The organism is Mycobacteriales bacterium (assembly GCA_040902655.1).
Lineage (GTDB): Bacteria > Actinomycetota > Actinomycetes > Mycobacteriales > SCTD01 > SCTD01.
Genome location: JBBDWV010000004.1, coordinates 31,102 through 49,160, shown reverse-complemented (window position 1 = coordinate 49,160; position 18,059 = coordinate 31,102). Strand labels below are relative to the sequence as shown.

Below are 18,059 nucleotides of genomic sequence, written 5' to 3'. Positions count from 1 at the left end.
CAGGTCAAGAATCCGGAAATCTTGACCTGTGGTGCACACAGCGCTGCGCGGCACATGTCGGTGCGCACGGCGTCTCGGAGTCCCGCCCAGCCCGGCCCAGCCCGGCCCAGCCCGACCCAGCCCGACCCAGCCGAGCCCGGCCCAGCGCCGCTCAGCCCGTCCCTGCCCCCGGCCCGGCCCGGCCCGGCCAATCACCGTGCCAGGGTCAGCCGCTCAGCAGCGGGACGAGCAGCTCCTGGTCGGTGAGGGCACCGTGCTGACCGCGCAGGGACGACAGCATCGGCTCGTGCTGCGTCCGCACCACCGCCACCCCGCTGGTGGCGATCGCCACGACGTCACCGATCCGACGCAGCGCCGGGGGGTCGACGACCGGGCCGAACAGCCCGGCCGCCACGGCATCGGCCCGGCTGCCGATCCACATCCGGTCGCCGAGCTCGGCCCGCCAGCGGGCGAGCAGGTCGGCGGCGGCACCGGGTACGGCGTGCACGTGCCTCGCCCGGGGCTCGCCGGCCAGGGCCGACATGCCGTCACGGAGCACGGGCGAGGCGTCGACGTCGACCCTCGCCCCGGGCTCCACGTCGACCATCCCGTGGTCGGCCGTGACGTGCAGCGCCGTACCGGCCGGGAGCCGCGTGGCCAGCTCCTCGGCGAAGCGGTCGACCAGCCGGAGCTGGCTGCGCCAGGCCTCGCTGTCGACGCCACGCACATGTCCGACGAGGTCGAGATCGGCGGTGTAGCAGTAGACCAGGCTGCGTGACCCGGTCCGGCTCGCGGTCACCGCCGTCGCCACGGCATCGCCCGGCGTCACCGCGCCGCGGTAGCTGCCGCCCCGCAGGACGGCACGCGTCAGGCCGCTGCCCGCGAAGTGCGCCGGTGCGGCGACCGTCACCGCGACCCCCGCCAGGGCCGCCCGCTCGAAGACGGTCGGCCGTGGCTGCACCTGCTCCGGCACCAGGTGCTCGCGCAGGTCTCCCCCGCCGGCAGCGGGCGACCAGGCCAACCAGCCGACGGTCTGCGCCACCTCCTGCACCCAGGAGGTGTAGCCGGTCAGCCCGTGCTGCCCTGGCGGCAGGCCGGTGCCCAGGGACGCCAGACTCGCCACCGTCGTCGCGGGGAAACCTGCGGTCAGGTCGCGGGAAGGCAGGCTGGACAGGAACGGCGCCTCGTCGGCGTGCCGGCGCAGCAGCTCGGCGCCGAGCCCGTCGACCAGCAGCACCACCGCCCGTGCCGTGGGCGGCAGGTCCAGGACGTCCGCCTCGCCCCGGAGACCCAGCGAGGCGAGCACCGCCGGCAAAAGATCGGCCAGGCTCGCCCGTCCGTACGCGGGAACGGCCGGCGGCGGACCGCAGGCACCGCCGGTCTCAGCCACGGGAGGCCCGCTCGAGCGAGACCGCCCTGCGCAACGCGCGCCGGCCACGCCGCGGGTCGCGGGCCTCGCCGTAGGCCGCGGCCAGCCGCCACCAGCAGCGCCAGTCGTCCGGCGCGGTCTCGACCTCGGCCTTGCGGGCCTCGAAGATGCGGTCGGCGTCGTCCTTCTCCAGCCGCCCGCTGGCCAGCCGGGTCACGTCCGGAGGGTCGTACGGCAGCCCGCCCTCGGCCTCGAGGACCCTGGCCAGCCGGGCGCTGGCGGCGCCCAGCCACACCTCACCGAGGACCAGCACCACCCCCACGACGACGAGCAGCAGCACACCGAGCCCGACGCCCATCTGGACCAGCTCTCCGGTGGCCAGCAAGGAGACGCCGGTGGCCGCCATCGCCGAGCTGACCATGGCCATCACGAGCACGGTGAAGGCGGCGCCGATACGGCCGATCAAAGCTGCAGCAGCTCCTCGAGGCCCACGGTGAGCCCGGGCCGGGCGGCGACCGACCGCACGCCGAGCAGCACCCCCGGCATGAAGGAGGCCCGGTCGTAGCTGTCGTGCCGGATGGTCAGGCTCTCCCCGGCCCCGCCGAGCAGGACCTCCTGGTGCGCGACCAGCCCGGCGAGGCGCACCGCATGGACGCGGACACCGGACACGTCCGCGCCGCGGGCGCCCTCGAGGGCGGTGGAGGTCGCGTCGGGCATCGGCTCCATGCCCTCCCGCGCCGCGGCCACCAGCTCGGCGGTGCGCCGCGCGGTGCCGGAGGGCGCGTCCGCCTTGCGCGGGTGGTGCAGCTCGACGATCTCGACCGACTCGAAGAACCGCGCGGCCTGCGCGGCGAACTGCATCATCAGCACAGCCGCGATGCCGAAGTTCGGCGCGACGAGGATGCCGACCCGGGTGCCTTCCAGCAGCCGGCGCACCTCCACGAGGCGCTGGTCGTCGAAGCCGGTGGTCCCCACCACGGCGTGTACGCCGGCGTCGACACAGGCCCGTAGGTTGCCCAGCACGGCGTCGGGGTGCGTGAAGTCGACCGCGACGTCCGCGCCGGACAGATCCAGGTCGTCGCCGAGATCCAGCGCGGCCGCCAGCTCCAGGTCCTCCGCGGCGGACACCGCACGCACCACCTCCGACCCCATCCGCCCACGGGCGCCCAGCACGGCGACACGCGTCATGCGATCGCTCCTTCGAGGTCGGCGCCGTCGACGGGGCCGACGACCCCGAGCGACAGCGGACGGGTGAGGACGTCACGCGCGACCGCGCGCACGTCGTCGGGGGTCACGGCGGCGATCCGATCGAGCACCTCGTCAGGCGTCAGGACCTCGCGGTGTACCAGCTCGGCCTTGCCGATCCGGGTCATCCGCGAGCCGGTGTCCTCCAGCCCGAGCACCAGCGAGCCGCGGAGGTTCCCCTTGCTGCGGCGTACCTCCTCGTCCCGCAGTCCGTGCGCGGCCACGTCGGCCAGCTCGGCGCGCACCAGGTCCAGGACCTCGCCGACCTTGCCGGCCGCGCAGCCGGCGTAGACGCCGAACTGGCCGGTGTCGGCGGCCCCGGCGGCGTAGGAGTAGACGGAGTAGGCCAGCCCGCGCTCCTCGCGCACGCTCTGGAACAGCCGGCTTGACATGCCGCCACCGAGCCCGCCGGACAGCACCGACAGGGCGAACCGGCGCGGATCGTCGCGCCGCAGCCCGGTCGTCCCGAGCATGAGGTTGGTCTGCTCGCTGGACCGCTGCGCGTGCACGACGCGGCTGTACGACGCCGGCACCCGGTCGCTCGGCCGCAGGCCGGCCGGCGCGGTGTCGCCGCGCAGCCGGTCGCCGAAGGCCCCGTGCACCAGCTGGAGGAGCCGGGCGTGGTCCAGCCCCCCGGCGGCGGCCACCACCATCTGCGGCAGGGCGTACCGCCGTCGATAGAAGCCGGCGATGGCCGGGCGGGACAGCGACTCGATCGACTCGACCGTGCCGATCACCGGGCGGCCGAGCGGCGAGTCGCCGAACAGCGCGGAGCAGAACAGGTCGTGCACGAGGTCGCCGGGGTCGTCCTCGTGCATGGCGATCTCCTCGAGGATCACCCCCCGCTCCACCTCGACGTCCTCGGCGGTCACCGACGAGGACAGCACCATGTCGCTGACGACGTCGACCGCGAGCGGCAGGTCCTCGTCGAGCACCCGGGCGTAGTAGCAGGTGAACTCCCTGTCGGTGAAGGCGTTCATCTCACCGCCGACGGCGTCCATGACCGAGGAGATCTCGAGGGCATCACGCCGCTCGGTCCCCTTGAACAGCAGGTGCTCGAGGAAGTGGGAGGCGCCGTGCAGCGACGGTCGCTCGTCACGGCTGCCGACGCCCACCCAGACGCCGAAGGCGACCGAGCGGCCGCCGGGCACGGCCTCCGAGACGACCCGAAGCCCCCCCGGCAGCACCGAGCGACACACCGTCTCCGGTGCACCGCCCGGCCGCGCCGGGAGGGCTCTCGTGCGCGCGGGCAAGGGGTCCTACTCGGCCGGAGGAGCCTCGGCCGGCGTGTCGCTGGACACCGGAACGAGGCTGATCTTGCCACGCTGGTCGATCTCCTGGATCTCGACCTGCAGCTTGTCACCGACGTTGACGACGTCCTCGACCTTGCCGATGCGCTTGCCGTTGCCCAGCTTGCTGATGTGCACCAGGCCGTCCTTGCCCGGCAGCAGGCTGACGAAGGCGCCGAACGCGGCGGTCTTGACGACGGTGCCGAGGAAGCGCTCCCCGACCTTCGGCATCGTCGGGTTGGCGATCATGTTGACGGTCGCCAGGGCGGCCTCGGCGGACGGGCCGTCGGTGGCACCGATGTAGATGGTGCCGTCGTCCTCGACGGTGATGTCGGCGCCCGTGTCGGCCTGGATCTGGTTGATCATCTTGCCCTTCGGGCCGATGACCTCGCCGATCTTGTCGACCGGGATCTTGACGGTGAGGACGCGCGGGGCGGTCGGCGCCATCTCGTCCGGCTCGTCGATCGCCTCGTTCATCACCTCGAGGATCGCCAGGCGGGCGGTGCGCGCCTGCTGCAGCGCAGCAGCGAGCACGTTGCTCGGGATGCCGTCCAGCTTGGTGTCCAGCTGCAGTGCCGTGACGTACTGCGGAGTGCCGGCGACCTTGAAGTCCATGTCGCCGAACGCGTCCTCGGCGCCGAGGATGTCGGTCAGCGTGGCGTACTCGCCGCCCTCGAAGGCCAGACCCATCGCGATGCCGGCGACCGGCGCCTTGAGCGGCACACCGGCGTTGAGCAGCGACATCGTGCTGGCGCAGACCGAGCCCATCGACGTCGAGCCGTTGGAGCTCAGTGCCTCGCTCACCTGGCGAATGGCGTACGGGAAGTCGGCCTTGCTCGGCAGCACCGGCAGCAGGGCCCGCTCGGCGAGCGCGCCGTGGCCGATCTCGCGCCGCTTCGGGGAGCCCACCCGGCCGGTCTCGCCGGTGCTGTAGGGCGGGAAGTTGTAGTGGTGCATGTAGCGCTTGCGGTTCTCGGGGTTGAGCGTGTCCATCAGCTGCTCCATCCGGAGCATGTTCAGCGTGGTGACGCCCAGGATCTGGGTCTCGCCGCGCTCGAACAGCGCCGAGCCGTGCACCCGGGGCAGCACCTCGACCTCGGCCGAGAGCTGGCGGATGTCCTCGAGCCCGCGACCGTCGATGCGAGCGCCGTCCTTGACGATGCGGCGCCGGACGACGGTCTTGGTCAGCGCGCGGAACGCCGCGCCGACCTCGCCCTCGCGACCCTCGAACCGCTCGGCCAGAGCCGCCCTGACCTTGCCCTTGACCGCCTCGGTCGCCTCCTCGCGCTCGGCCTTGCCGGCGATCTGCATCGCGGCGGTGAGGTCGGCCTCCCCGGCCTCGGTCACGGCCTGCAGCACGTCGTCCTCGTAGTCGACGAAGACGGGGAAGTCCAGCGGAGCCTTGGGGGCCTTGGCGGCCAGCTCCTTCTGCGCCCGGCAGATGGCGGCGATCGGGGCCTTGGCGGCCTCCAGCCCCTGGGCGACAACCTCCTCGGTCGGCGCAGTCCCGCCACCGTTCACGATCTCGAAGACGTCGGCCGTGGCCTCGGCCTCGACCATCATGATCGCCACGTCACCGTCGTCGAGCAGGCTGCCGGCGACCACCATGTCGAAGGTCGCCTCGGCCAGCTCGCTGTGGCTGGGGAAGGCCACCCATTCGCCTCGGACGCAGGCGACCCGGGTCGCGCCGATCGGCCCGCTGAACGGCAGGCCGCTCAGGAGTACGGAGGCCGCCGCGCCGTTGATGGCGAGCACGTCGTAGAGGTGGTCGGGGTCCAGGGCCAGGATCGTCGAGACGATCTGCACCTCGTTGCGCAGGCCCTTCTTGAACGACGGGCGCAGCGGCCGGTCGGTGAGCCGGCAGGTGAGGATCGCGTCCTCGGACGGCCGGCCCTCGCGGCGGAAGAACGAGCCCGGGATCTTGCCCGCGGCGTACATCCGCTCCTCGACGTCGACGGTCAGCGGGAAGAAGTCGAGGTGCTCCTTGGGACGCTTGCTGGCAGTGCACGCGCTCAGCAGCATCGTGTCACCGAGGTAGACACTCACTGCTCCCGCGGCCTGCTGCGCAAGGCGGCCGGTCTCGAGTCGGATGGTGCGGGAGGCGCCACCCGGGTTGTGGATGACGGCGTCGACGAACTCGCTGCCGTAGATGTTGCTCTCGCTGTTCGAATCGGCCATACAGGCCACTCCTCTTCACTGCGCGCCGTCGCCCTGTCGCGGGGACGCGGTGCTCAGTGGAGGCGGTCGGCTGCGCTGTCTTCTGCAAGACGCTCCGACGGCCACTCCCGAGGACCGTGTCCGCGTGCGGAGCTCCGGCTCGTGGGACGTCGCAGGACGGGTTGCCCTGCAACTTCGGGCACATGACGAAGGGGAGCGCCTCGGGAGGCACTCCCCTGTTGATCGTCTAGCGGCGCAGGCCCAATCGCTCGATGAGCGAGCGGTAGCGCGCGATGTCTGTCTTCTCCAGGTACTTCAGCAGCCGACGACGGCGGCCGACGAGCGCGAGCAGACCGCGACGGGTGTGGTGGTCGTGCTTGTGCTCCTTGAGGTGCTCGGTCAGGCCGATGATGCGCTTGGTGAGCATCGCCACCTGCACCTCCGGCGAACCGGTGTCGCCCTCGACCGTGGCGTACTCCGCCATGATCGTCTTCTTCTGGTCGGTGCTCAGGGCCACGACATTCCTCCGGTACGCAGGTGTGCGCCCGGGGTCTTCGGCACCCGGGCAGTCAGACACACCGCCGGGTTCCGCCGGCGTGGGCACCAGCCTAGCAGCGCAGCGTCCCAGGAGGATCGGGCCGCGGCGCGGGCGACCGGTCAGCCGGTGGCGAGCGGCGATTCGGCCCCGGCGAACAGGTAGTCCAGATAGCGCAGCAGCTCCGACGGGTCGAACGGCTTACCGAGGAAGTAGTCGACCCCACCGGACCAGGCCTGCCAGGCCTGCTGATCGTCGGCCGCGGCGGTGAGCATGACCACCGGCAGCGCGGACCCGCCGTCGCCGGCCCGGATGCGCTGCAGGACGGCGTGACCGTCCATCCCCGGCATCATGACGTCGAGGACCACGCAGTCGGGCCGCCCGGCCTCGATCCGGCGGAGCGCCGCGAAACCGTCCTCGGCGAGCTCCACGTCATAGCCCTCGACCTCCAGCACGTCGCGGACGAGGTGGCGAACGGAGGCGTCATCGTCGACGACGAGAATCTTGGTCACGTGGATTCCTTCCTGGGTGTCCCCTCTTGCGTCGGCCGCCGGCAGCAGGCACATACTCACCCATACGGGTGACGGGCGAGCACGGTGCGGGTCCGCTCGACGTCCTCGGCCATCTGGGTCAACAGCGGCTCCACGCTGTCGAAGCGCAGCGTGTCCCGCAATCGGGCGGCGAAGGACAGCCCGACGTGCTCGCCGTAGAGGTCCAGGCCCGGCTCGGCGTCCAGGACGTAGGCCTCGACCCGCCGCTCCCGACCGGCGAAGGTCGGGTTGGTGCCGATGCTGACCGCCGCCGGGAGCGGGGCCGCCGAGGCGCGCAGGAGCCGCCCGGCGTAGATGCCGTCGGCCGGCACCGCGCTCCACGGCAGCGGCTCGAGGTTGGCGGTGGGATAGCCGAGGTCGCGGCCCCGCCGGTCCCCGCGGACGATCACGCCGTCGATCCGATGGTCACGGCCGAGCGCCGCCGCTGCCCCCTCCACGTCGCCGGCGTCGACACACGAGCGGACGTAGGTGGAGGACCAGGTCGTGTCCTGGTCACCCTGCAGCGGCACCCCCTCGACGGTGAAGCCGAACCGCCGGCCCGCTGTGGTCAGCGAGACGACGTTCCCTTCGGCCTTTCGCCCGTACCGGAAGTTCTCGCCGACGAGAACGACGCGGGCGTGCAGGCGCTCGACGAGCACGGCGTGCACGAACTCGTCCGGCGCCAGGCGGCTGAAGTCGAGCGTGAACGGCAGCACGCACATGACGTCGACGCCGAGCGCCTCGAACAGCTCGGCCTTGACGCGGGTGCCGGTGAGCATCGGCGGATGACTGCCCGGCCGTACGACCTCGCTCGGGTGCGGGTCGAAGGTGAGGACCACCGACGGGACCCCCAGCGCGCGGGCCCGCCGGACCGCCGCCCCGATGATCTGCTGGTGCCCCCGGTGCACGCCGTCGAACACGCCGATCGTCACCACGCACCTGCCCCAGCCGGACGGCGCGCTCTCCACCCCACGCCAGCGCTGCACGCCGGTCAGCCTGCCACGGACGGCTGGTCGAGGGCCGCCGCCCACCGGGGGAGGCCCAGGTCAGGAGCCGGCCGGGGCGAACACCACCGTCGGCCGAGCTGCCTCGTCGCGGTCCTCCAACAACGCGATGCAGCGGCCGTCCGGCGCGAAGGCGCCGAGCGTGCCGGGGTGTCCGCTGGGGTTCAGCTTCCGGCCGTGGGACAGCGCGACCGCCTCGTCGGCCGTCAGCTCACGGCGGGGGAACGCCGCGCCCACGGCGTCGTCCAGCGGCACGACCTCGAGGTCGTCGGCGGCCTGCTCGAGGGTGCGGGCGACGTCCAGCCCGAACGGCCCGACCCGGGTGCGGCGCAGGGCGGTGAGGTGGGCGCCCACGCCCAGCGCGGCACCCAGGTCCCGGGCGAGCGCGCGCACGTACGTACCTGACGTGCACTCGACGACGACGTCGAGTTCGTCCCCGCGACGGGCCGACAGGGCGAAGCGGGAAACGGTCACGGCGCGTGGCGCAAGCTCGACGGCCTCCCCCGCCCTGACCCGGGCGTAGGACCGCACACCCTCGACCTTCACCGCCGACACCGAGGAGGGGATTTGCCGGAGGTCACCGGTGAGTGCCCCCATCGCGCTGGCCAGCGCGGTGTCGGTCACCGCGGAGGCGTCCCGCACCTGCACCACCTCACCCTCCGCATCGTCTGTCACCGTGCTGACCCCGAGCCGGACCGTCGCGTCGTACGCCTTGTCGGTGAGCGCGAGGTGGCCGAGCAGCCGGGTTGCGCGCCCGATGCCGAGCACCAGGACGCCGGTGGCCATCGGGTCCAAGGTGCCGGCGTGTCCCACCTTGCGGGTCTGGGCGAGCCGGCGGACCCGGCCGACGACGTCGTGGGACGTCCAGCCGGCGGGCTTGTCGACGACCAGCAGCCCGTCGGGAGCGCTCACGCAGCCAGGTGCGGGGCGGCGGCCAGGGCGACGCGCAGCCGGGCCAGCACCGCCAGCGGTGCCTCGCGGGTGCTGAACCCGGCCGCGAAGCGGTGCCCACCGCCGCCCAGCGAGGTGCAGACGGCCCCCACGTCGACCGCGCCCTTGCTGCGGGTGGAGATTTTCCACCCGCCGTCGACCGGGTCACCCTTCAGCACGACCGCGACCTCGGCCTCCTCCGCCGTGCGCAGCACGTCGATGATTCCCTCCACGTCGGCCAGCCCGAGGCCCGAGCCGGCCAGCTCGGCCGCGTCGACGGCCGTCCACACCAGCCCGAGCCCGTCGACCGCATCCGGCTCCAGCTCGGCCCGGCTGCAGGCCGCTCCGAGCAGGCGGACGTAGTCGAAGGAGGCGGTGTCGTAGATGGCGCGGCTGATGAGGTCGTGTCGGATCCCGGTGGCGAGCAGCCGCGCCGCCAGCTCGTGCACGGCCGGCGTGGTGGCGGAGTACTTGAACGATCCGGTGTCGGTGACCAGCCCGGTGTAGAGCGGCGCGGCGATCTCCGGTGTCAGGGCCACACCGAGCCGGTCGACCAGCTCGGCCACCAGGACCGCGGTCGCCGCCGCACCCGGGTCCACCAGGTGCAGCCCGCCGTACCGCGTGTTGCTGGCGTGATGGTCCATGACGATGACGCAGGTTGCGCCGGCGACCCGGTCCTGCAACGAGCCCAGCCGGTCGGCGCTGCCGGTGTCGAAGGTGAGGAAGAGCCCGGGCGCGACGGGGAAGTCCGCCGGCGGCACGAGCAGGTCGACCGCCGGCAGGAAGGAGTAGGACATCGGCACCTCGAACGGCTCACCGCCCCAGGACGCGACCACCCGCTTGCCGAGCGACCGCAACGCCGCGCCGAGTCCGAGCATCGACCCGAGCGCGTCGCCATCGGGACCGACGTGGCAGGCCAGCGCCACCTCGTCTGCGTTCCGCAGGAGCGTGACGACCGAGTTCCAGTCAGCGGCGCTCGGTGGCTTCACTCTTGTCCAGACGTGCGCAGAGCGTCCTCGTCGTCCTCGGCCTCGTCCTGGACACGGGGAACGCGGTACGGGTCGGCCTCGCCTGCGGGGCTGGCGCTCTCCGCGATCGAGTGCACCCGGGCGTCCTCGGCCCTGGCCTGCGCGAGCAGCTCCTCGATCTTGCCCGCCGTCTCGGGGACGACGTCCGCGACGAACTGCAGCGACGGGGTGTAGCGCACCCCGGTCTGCTGGCCGACCGTCTTGCGCAGCACGCCCTTGGCCGACTCGAGCGCCAGGGCGCTGCTGTGCCGCTCCTCGTCGCTGCCGTAGACCGTGTAATAGAGCGTGGCCTCGCGCAGGTCGGGGGTGACCTTCGCGTCGGTGATCGTGACCATGCCGAGGCGCGGGTCCTTGACCTGTGTCTCGAGGGTCATGGACACGACCTCACGGATCCGTACGGCGAGCTTGCGGGCGCGCGCGACGTCGACCATGGGAGTCCTCTCCTACTCGTCGGTGGAGCTGTGCAGCTGCGGGTGGGCCGAGAGCACCTCGACCTCAGGTCGGTCCGCGACGAGTCGCTCGCAGGCACTCAGCACAGCACGCACGTGCTGGGCGTCTGCAGCGACCACCGCCACCCCGATCAGCGCCCGCCGGTGCAGGTCCAGGTGCCCCGCCTCGGCCGCGCTGACCTCGAACTTGCGCTTGAGCTCGGCGACGATCGGCCGCACCACCGACCGCTTCTCCTTGAGGCTGTGCACGTCCCCCAAGAGCACGTCCAGAGCAAGAGAACCCGTGAACACCTCTCCTGCCCTTCCTGCGGGACGCGACGAGGTCGACGACAGCGAGATCGGTGACCGGTGAGGCCTGGGTGGGTGGGAGCCACCGCGGACGAGCCGCAGGGCGGTGGTCTTGCGGAAGGGCCGTAGAAGCGGCGACGGAGGAGCCGCCAGGCCCGGAGCAAGACCACCGCCCGAAGGCGGACTTACGTGCGAGGAATCTCCCGCATCTCCCAGGTCTCGATCACATCACCGGTCTTGATGTCGTTGAACTTCCCGAGGCCGATACCGCACTCGTATCCTTCGCGGACCTCGGTCGCGTCGTCCTTGAAGCGGCGCAGCGACTCCACCGACAGGTCGTCCTTGACGACGACCCCATCGCGGAGCAGCCGGGCCTTGGTGTTGCGGCGGATCAGGCCGTTGCGCACGATCGAGCCGGCGATGTTGCCGATCTTCGGCACCCGGAAGACCTCGCGGACCTCGGCGGTGCCGAGCGAGACCTCCTCGTACTCCGGCTTGAGCATGCCCTTGAGGGCCGCCTCGACGTCCTCGATCGCGGCGTAGATGACCGAGTAGTAGCGGACGTCGACGTTCTCGCGGTCGGCCAGGTCGCGGGCGTTGCCCTCGGCCCGGACGTTGAAGCCGAGGATGACGGCGTCGGAGGCGGACGCCAGCGTGACGTCGTTCTCCGTGATCGCGCCGACGCCGCGGTGGATGATCCGCAGCGACACCTCGTCGCTCACCTCGATCTTGAGCAGCGCGTCCTCGACGGCCTCGACCGAACCGGACACGTCACCCTTGAGGATGAGGTTGAGCTGGGTGTTCTCACCCTCCTTGAGGCGGTCGAACAGCGACTCCAGCGTCGGGCGCCCACGGCTCTGCGCGAGAGCGGCGTTGCGCTCCCGGGCAGCCCGCTGCTCGGCGATCTGGCGGGCGACGCGGTCCTCCCCGACGACGAGGAAGTTGTCACCGGCGCCGGGGACGCTGGTGAAGCCGAGCACCTGGACCGGCTGACCCGGGCTGGCTTCCTGGACGTTCTCGCCCCGCTCGTTGAGCATGGCCCGGACGCGACCGAAGGCGTCACCGGCGACGATCGAGTCACCGACGCGCAGCGTGCCGCGCTGCACCAGCACGGTCGCCACGGCGCCGCGGCCCTTGTCGAGCCGGGCCTCGATGGCGACGCCCTGCGCGTCGACGCTGGCGTCCTCGAGCAGCTCGAGCGCGGCATCGGTCGTCAGCAGGATCGCGTCGAGCAGCTCCTCCAGACCACGGCCGGCCAGCGCGGAGACATCGACGAACATCGTGTCGCCGCCGTACTCCTCGGCCACCAGGCCGTACTCGGTGAGCTGGCCGCGCACCTTGGCGGGGTCGGCCCCCTCCTTGTCGATCTTGTTGACGGCGACCACGATCGGGACCTCGGCGGCCTGCGCGTGGTTGAGCGCCTCGATCGTCTGTGGCTTGACACCGTCGTCGGCCGCCACCACCAGCACGGCGATGTCGGTGACCTTGGCACCACGGGCACGCATGGCCGTGAACGCCTCGTGGCCCGGGGTGTCGATGAAGGTCAGCTCGCGCACCCCGCCCTCGACCGGGTGGTGCACCTGGTAGGCGCCGATGTGCTGGGTGATGCCACCGGCCTCGCCCTTGACGACATCGGTGGAGCGGATGGCGTCGAGGAGCTTGGTCTTGCCGTGGTCGACGTGACCCATGATCGTCACGACCGGCGGACGCGAGACCAGGTCGGCCTCCTCGTCGTAGTCGCCGCCGAAGGTGAGGTCGAAGCGCTCCAGCAGCGCCGCGTCCTCTTCCTCGGGGCTGACGATCGAGACGTTGTAGCCCAGGTGCGTGCCCAGCAGCAGCAGGGTCTCGTCGGTGCACGACTGGGTCGCCGTCACCATCTCGCCCAGCTCGGTGAACGCGACCTGCACCAGCGAGCCCGGGTTGGCATTGATCTTGTCCGCGAAGTCGGCCAGGGAGGCCCCACGGGTCAGCCGGACGGCCTCACCGTTGCCGCGGGCGATGCCGCCGCCCATCGTCGGAGCGGCCAGGTTGTCGAACTCCTGACGCCGCTGCTTCTTGCTCTTGCGCCCGCGGGTCGGCCGGCCACCGGGACCGCGGCCGAACGCACCGGGGGTGGGACCACCACGGCCGGCACCACCGCGGGGACCGCCGGGACGGCCACCGAAACCGCCGCCACCGGGACGGCCGGCGAAGCCGCCACCGCCACCGGGACCACCGGGGCCACCACCGGGACGACCTCCCGGAGCACCGGCGGGACGGGCGCCGGGCATACCCGGGCGCGCACCTGTGCCACCGGAGCGGGGCGGGAACATGCCTGGGCCGGGGCGGGGACCACCGGCGCCGGGACCGGCCGGACCACCCGCCCGGGGCGGGAACATGCCCGGACCGGGGCGCGGACCGGCCGGGGCGGGACGCGCCGCCGCCGGACGGGGCGGCATGCCGGGCACCGAACCACCCGGGCGGGGCATGCCCGCGGGTGAGGGCGCTGCACCGGGTCCGCCCGGGCGCGGCGGCAGGCCGGGCGCGGGCGACGGGGCCGGGCGGGCTGCCGGCGGCCGCGGGGGCATCCCCGGCGTGCCGTCGGACGGGGAGCTGAAGGGGTTGTTGCCCGGACGCGGTCCGGGCGCCGGTCGGCCGCCGGGGGCCGGGGCAGCGGGCGCCGCCGGAGCGGCAGCCGCGGCGGCCGGGCGCACCGGGCCGGGCATCGGCGCTCCGGGACGCGGCGCGCCGGCCGGGGCAGCCGGGGAGGCTGCAGGCCCGGCGGGAGCCGCAGGCTCAGCGGGAGCGGCAGGTGCTGCGGGTTTACGCGCAGCGGCCGCCGGCTTGGCGACCGCCTTGGCAGCGGGAGCCGGTGCAGCGGCCGGGAAGGCCTCGCGCAGCTTGCGCGCGACGGGGGCCTCGACGGTCGAGGAGGCGGACTTGACGAACTCGCCGTTGTCCTTCAACCAGGTCAGTACGCTCTTGCTGTCCATGCCGAGCTCTTTGGCGAGCTCATGGACTCGGGCTTTTCCGGGCACTGTGCTCCTTTGTACGGCCCGGGTCGTTCCCGCGCCTGGTGGTTACTGCATGGGCGTGCTCATCGGGACTGGCTCATCGAGTGCTCATCGAGGAGATCCGCTCTGATCGGTTGGTGGGCTGACTCCTGCTACGTGCTCCCGCACCGGCGACACGTCGAGCGGTCCGGCCAGGCGCAGGGCCCGGGGGAACGCCCGCCGCTTGTCGGCGAGGTCGATGCACCGGGGGTCGAGGTGCACGCAGGCCCCTCGTCCCGGCAGGCGCCCGGCGGGGTCGGGGGTCAACTGGATGCTCCCAGCCTGGCCCTCGACACCGACGACGCGCAGCAGGTCGGACTTCGCCGCCTTCGCCCGGCAGCCCACACAGGTGCGCTGCGGACCCGGGAGGCGAGCCGGATCCGAGTCTACCGCCTGCGGGCTCCGCGCCGGGGCACGACGCCGCGGGGTCACGGAGCGGGGTCGGCGGCGGGTACCTCGACGGCCCCCGGCTCGGCGCTCTCGGCATCGCTGTGGATGTCGATCCGCCAGCCGGTGAGCCGGGCCGCCAGTCGGGCGTTCTGACCCTCCTTGCCGATGGCCAGCGACAGCTGGTAGTCCGGCACGACGACCCGCGCGGAACGCTGCACCGGATCGACGATCTCGACGGAGTTCACCCGCGCCGGCGACAGGGCGCTCGCGACGAAGCGGGCCGGATCGGCCGACCAGTCGACGATGTCGATCTTCTCGCCGTGCAGCTCGAGGGTGACGTTACGGACCCGGCTACCGACCGGGCCGATGCAGGCGCCCTTGGCGTTCAACCCGGCGACCGTCGACCGTACGGCGATCTTGGTGCGGTGGCCGGCCTCCCGGGCCAGCGCGGCGATCTCGACCGACCCGTCGGCGATCTCCGGCACCTCCAGGGCGAACAGCCCCCGCACCAGCTCCGGGTGGGTGCGCGACACCGTCACCTGCGCGCCACGCTGCCCGCGCACGACCGTCACGACCCGGCACTTCAGCCGGCTCCCGTGGGCGTAGACCTCACCGGGGACTTGTTCACCGGGCGGCAGGACGGCCTCGAGGGCGTCCTCGGTGGTGCCCAGCTTGACCATCACGTTGCGGTTCGGTGGCGCACCGGGACGCTGCGGAGCCTGCTGCACGATGCCGGAGACCACGTCACCCTCCCGCCCGGCGTACTCGCCGTAGGACAAGGCACTCTCGGCCTCGCGCAGGCGCTGCAGGATGACCTGCTTGGCGGTGCTGGCGGCGATCCGGCCGAAGCCCTCGGGGGTGTCGTCGTACTCCCGGACGACCGTGCCGTCCTCGGCCAGTTCCTGGGCCAGCACCGCGACCTCGCCGCTCTTGCGGTCCAGCTCGACGCGGGCGTGCGGCTGGGCCCCCTCGGTGTGCCGGTAGGCGGTCAGCAGCGCGGTCTCGATGGCACCGACGACCAGGTCGAAGGAGATCTCCTTCTCCCGCTCCAGCCCGCGCAGGGCGGCCATGTCGATCTTCACGGCGTCTGTTCCTCCTGAGCCTCGTCAGCCCCGTTCCTGCGGGCGAACTCCACCTGGACCTCGCCCCGCACCACCTCGACGTACGGCAGCACGCGCTCGGTGCCGTCGAGATCCAGCCGGACCGCGTGCTCGTCGGCCGACAGCACCCGGCCGGTGACCGACCCACCCTCTCGCAGGGTGGCCGTGACCAGCCGGTGGACGTTGCGGCGCCAGTGCCGCGGCTCGGTCAGCGGCCGGTCGACGCCGGGTGAGGAGACCTCCAGCACGTAGGTCGGGCCGAGCAGCTCCGGCTCGGCCCCGTCCAGCGCGTCGAGCAGGTCGCTGATCGTGCGGCTGACGTCGGCGACCTCGTCGAGGGTCACGCCGTCGTCCTTGTCGATCACGACCCGGACGACGCTGCGCCGGCCGGCAGCGGTGACGGTGAGGTCCTCGAGGTCGTAGCCGACGGTGGCCACCTCGGTGCGGACCAGCTCGCTCAGCCGAGCGGCGGAGGCAGCCATCGGGTCCCTGCCTCTCTGCGGTTGTGGAGTGCCGTGCGCGTGCCGTCGTCAGCCTAGCGGGAAGCGCCCGCCCATCCGGCGGGGTCCGGGGCGCGAACACCCGGCTGATGCGCCCTCTCCTGTCTCCGGCCCCGCGTGTACCGGTCTTGCGGCTGGCGGCGCTGGTCCTGACCTGCCTCACGGTCGTCGGGTGCTCCCCTGCCCCCGCCGCGACGCAGCCCTCTCCTGCCGTGGCCGCGGGTCTGGGCGCGGCCGCCGCCTCCTCACCGGTCGCGGAGCTGCAGGCGGCCCTCACGGCGTTGCTCGTCGAACGCAGCTATGTCATCGCCGCAGCCACCCGCGCCGTGGCCGCGGCCGGCGGGCAGATCGGGGACGCACCGGCGGTCGGGGCACTGGAGGCCCTGGAGTCCGTGTCCGGCCGGCTGGCCCAGGTGCTCGTCGACAGCTACCCGGGGGCAGCCGGGCCGGTGCTCGAGGCGCTGCACCAGGACGACCGCCTGTCGGCCGGGCACGCCGTGGCGCTGGCGGACGGGACGGCCGGCGTGGCGGGCGCGGCCCGCAGCGAGCTGGACCGGGGGCAGCGCGACCTGGCGCAGGTCCTGCGGCAGGTGGTGCCCGGGCTCGACGCCGCGGAGGTCACCGAAGCGCTGTCCGGCCAGGTGCAGGCGCAGCTGGCCGTCGGCAGGGTGGACGAGTACTCGCGGCTGCGGGCGGCGGCGCGGGAAGCGGCCGCGCTCGCGGGGCTGCTGGCCGCCGGGATCGCGCAGGACCGGGGGCTGGGTCCCGCGGGCACGAGCGCCGCCAGGCTGCGGGCGGACCTCACCGGGCTGCTGACCGAGCACGCCTCCCTGGCGGGGGCGCTGCCCCGCGAGCTGCGCGCACCCGGACCCGCGGCCGCCGACGCCCGGCAGGCGCTGCAGGCCAACGCCGTGGCGCTCGCCGACCTGCTGGGCGAGGCCTATCCCGCGCTGCGGGCGGCCTTCCTGCGGTCGTGGACCGTCCATCTGGGCCGGCTGGAGGCCTACGCCGCCGCGCGCGCGGCAGGCGGGGCGGGCGTCGCGCAGGACGGGCCGGTGCGCGGCTATCCGACCGAGCTCGCGCGCCTGCTCGCCGAGCACGTCCGCGGGCTGCCCGCAGGCACCGCCGTGGTCGAGCTCGAGCCGGCGCTGAGCTCGCTGGTCGGGGCCGTCGACGCCGAGGCGGCGGCTGAGCCGGGGGCGCCGGAGGCGCTGCGGCAGGCAGCGCAGGACGTGCTGCCCGTGGCGGCGCTGCTGAGCGCAGCGGTGGCCGAGGACCTGCAGCTGGGCTGACTCTGGTTGGCTACCGAGGATGGGGGCGTGCGCGGGACCGGTGGTCAGCCGCCGCACACTGCTCGCCGCCGCTGCTGTACTGCCGCTGGCGGCCTGCACCGACGACGGTCCGCCGCCCCCGCCGGACCCGGATGACGTCCTGCGTGAGCAGGCGGTCGGGCGCGAGCGATCGCTGCTGAGGGAGTACGACGCGGTGCTGCTCGTGCTGCCGGCCCTCGCCGCCCGGCTGACGCCCCTACGCGCCGAGCACGCCGAGCACCTGGCCGCCCTCACCGGACCGGAGCCCTCCGACACCCCCTTCGACACCCCTTCGGCGCCCGCCTCGTCGCGACCGGCACCGGCGGTACCCCCGGCCGCGACGGCAGCCGCCGCCCTGGAGGGGTTGACGATCGCGGAGCGGGAGGCCGCGATCGCGCACGGTGCGGCCTGCCTGGAGGCGTCGCGCGAGCTGGCCGGCCTGCTCGCGGCGCTGGCGGCCAGCGAGTTCAGCCACCCGGTGGCGCTCGCGTGAGCCTGCCGCTGCTCACGACGCTGCTCGAGGCCGAGCACGCGACCGTCTACGGCTACGGCCTGCTGGGCGCGCGGCTGGACGAGCAGCCGCGGCGGCTGGCGCTGCTGGCCTACGACAGCCACCGCGCGCGGCGCGACCAGCTCGCCGCCCGGCTGCGCGAGCACGGCGGCGACCCCGAGCCACCGCCGCCGGCGTACGACGTCGCGGTCGGCTCCGCCGCCGAGGCGCTGGCGCTGGCGACCAGGCTCGAGGAGGGGATGGCGGTGCGCTGGCGCGACCTGGTCGCCGGCACGGATGACCGGCAGCTGCGCACGCTGGCGGTCACCGGACTGCAGGAGTGCGCCGTGCGGGCGGCGCAGTGGCGGCAGCAGGCAGGGATCGCGCCCCCGACGGTGGCCTGGCCCGGCGCCGGCTGAGCTGCCGGCGGCAGC

At 73.4% G+C, this 18,059-nt stretch carries 19 protein-coding genes; 3 read left to right on the top strand and 16 right to left on the bottom strand.

Features of this window, described 5'->3' with window-relative positions:
• Positions 1–205: 205 nt before the first annotated feature.
• The 16 genes from WD794_01155 to rimP form a co-directional block, all read right to left on the bottom strand.
• Positions 206–1,369 (bottom strand): nucleotide pyrophosphatase/phosphodiesterase family protein, encoded by a 1,164-nt coding sequence (locus WD794_01155; GenBank protein MEX2288919.1) that lies wholly within the window; start codon positions 1,367–1,369, stop codon positions 206–208.
• Positions 1,362–1,814: a hypothetical protein gene (locus WD794_01150; GenBank protein MEX2288918.1), complete on the bottom strand. Its 453-nt coding sequence runs from the start codon at positions 1,812–1,814 to the stop codon at positions 1,362–1,364. Before WD794_01150 ends, WD794_01155 begins: the two co-directional genes overlap by 8 nt.
• A complete protein-coding gene (gene dapB / locus WD794_01145) occupies positions 1,811–2,536 on the bottom strand; it encodes a 4-hydroxy-tetrahydrodipicolinate reductase (GenBank protein MEX2288917.1) in 726 nt (241 codons plus the stop codon). Before dapB ends, WD794_01150 begins: the two co-directional genes overlap by 4 nt.
• Positions 2,533–3,780 carry a pitrilysin family protein gene (locus tag WD794_01140; GenBank protein ID MEX2288916.1) on the bottom strand — a complete coding sequence of 416 codons (1,248 nt, stop codon included), beginning with the start codon at positions 3,778–3,780 and terminating at the stop codon, positions 2,533–2,535. Before WD794_01140 ends, dapB begins: the two co-directional genes overlap by 4 nt.
• A 72-nt stretch (positions 3,781–3,852) precedes the next feature.
• Positions 3,853–6,060 carry a polyribonucleotide nucleotidyltransferase gene (locus WD794_01135; GenBank protein ID MEX2288915.1) on the bottom strand — a complete coding sequence of 736 codons (2,208 nt, stop codon included), beginning with the start codon at positions 6,058–6,060 and terminating at the stop codon, positions 3,853–3,855.
• 226 nt (positions 6,061–6,286) lie between these two features.
• Complete coding sequence (rpsO, locus tag WD794_01130; GenBank protein MEX2288914.1) at positions 6,287–6,556, bottom strand: 30S ribosomal protein S15; 270 nt, start codon at positions 6,554–6,556, stop codon at positions 6,287–6,289.
• 140 nt (positions 6,557–6,696) lie between these two features.
• Positions 6,697–7,086, bottom strand: a complete 390-nt coding sequence (locus WD794_01125) for a response regulator transcription factor (protein ID MEX2288913.1) — start codon at positions 7,084–7,086, stop codon at positions 6,697–6,699.
• A 56-nt stretch (positions 7,087–7,142) separates the two neighbouring features.
• Positions 7,143–8,090 carry a bifunctional riboflavin kinase/FAD synthetase gene (locus WD794_01120; GenBank protein MEX2288912.1) on the bottom strand — a complete coding sequence of 316 codons (948 nt, stop codon included), beginning with the start codon at positions 8,088–8,090 and terminating at the stop codon, positions 7,143–7,145.
• Positions 8,091–8,150: 60 nt separating this feature from the next.
• On the bottom strand, positions 8,151–9,020 hold the full coding sequence (gene truB / locus WD794_01115) for a tRNA pseudouridine(55) synthase TruB (protein ID MEX2288911.1): 870 nt from the start codon (positions 9,018–9,020) through the stop codon (positions 8,151–8,153).
• Positions 9,017–10,027: a bifunctional oligoribonuclease/PAP phosphatase NrnA gene (locus WD794_01110; protein MEX2288910.1), complete on the bottom strand. Its 1,011-nt coding sequence runs from the start codon at positions 10,025–10,027 to the stop codon at positions 9,017–9,019. The genes truB and WD794_01110 overlap by 4 nt, the downstream gene beginning before the upstream one ends.
• On the bottom strand, positions 10,024–10,497 hold the full coding sequence (gene rbfA, locus WD794_01105) for a 30S ribosome-binding factor RbfA (protein ID MEX2288909.1): 474 nt from the start codon (positions 10,495–10,497) through the stop codon (positions 10,024–10,026). Before rbfA ends, WD794_01110 begins: the two co-directional genes overlap by 4 nt.
• 12 nt (positions 10,498–10,509) lie before the next feature.
• Positions 10,510–10,806: a DUF503 domain-containing protein gene (locus WD794_01100; protein MEX2288908.1), complete on the bottom strand. Its 297-nt coding sequence runs from the start codon at positions 10,804–10,806 to the stop codon at positions 10,510–10,512.
• A gap of 182 nt (positions 10,807–10,988) precedes the next feature.
• The gene (gene infB, locus WD794_01095) at positions 10,989–13,820 is read right to left on the bottom strand and encodes a translation initiation factor IF-2 (GenBank protein ID MEX2288907.1); all 2,832 of its coding nucleotides are present in this window, start codon (positions 13,818–13,820) and stop codon (positions 10,989–10,991) included.
• Between the two features lie 84 nt (positions 13,821–13,904).
• Entirely contained in the window at positions 13,905–14,180 is a 276-nt protein-coding gene (locus WD794_01090) for a YlxR family protein (protein MEX2288906.1), read from the bottom strand.
• 83 nt (positions 14,181–14,263) lie between these two features.
• Positions 14,264–15,307 (bottom strand): transcription termination factor NusA, encoded by a 1,044-nt coding sequence (gene nusA / locus WD794_01085; GenBank protein ID MEX2288905.1) that lies wholly within the window; start codon positions 15,305–15,307, stop codon positions 14,264–14,266.
• Positions 15,304–15,807, bottom strand: a complete 504-nt coding sequence (rimP, locus tag WD794_01080; protein MEX2288904.1) for a ribosome maturation factor RimP — start codon at positions 15,805–15,807, stop codon at positions 15,304–15,306. The genes nusA and rimP overlap by 4 nt, the downstream gene beginning before the upstream one ends.
• Before the next feature lie 230 nt (positions 15,808–16,037).
• Here rimP and WD794_01075 point away from each other — a divergent pair, with 230 nt between their 5' ends.
• Genes WD794_01075 through WD794_01065 form a run of 3 tightly spaced genes read left to right on the top strand, consistent with a single transcriptional unit; the run spans position 16,038 to position 18,044 of the window.
• On the top strand, positions 16,038–17,117 hold the full coding sequence (locus tag WD794_01075; GenBank protein ID MEX2288903.1) for a hypothetical protein: 1,080 nt from the start codon (positions 16,038–16,040) through the stop codon (positions 17,115–17,117).
• 19 nt (positions 17,118–17,136) lie between these two features.
• A complete protein-coding gene (locus WD794_01070) occupies positions 17,137–17,628 on the top strand; it encodes a hypothetical protein (protein ID MEX2288902.1) in 492 nt (163 codons plus the stop codon).
• Positions 17,625–18,044, top strand: coding sequence for a ferritin-like domain-containing protein (locus tag WD794_01065; GenBank protein ID MEX2288901.1), 420 nt, complete (start codon positions 17,625–17,627; stop codon positions 18,042–18,044). The genes WD794_01070 and WD794_01065 overlap by 4 nt, the downstream gene beginning before the upstream one ends.
• Positions 18,045–18,059: the final 15 nt, after the last annotated feature.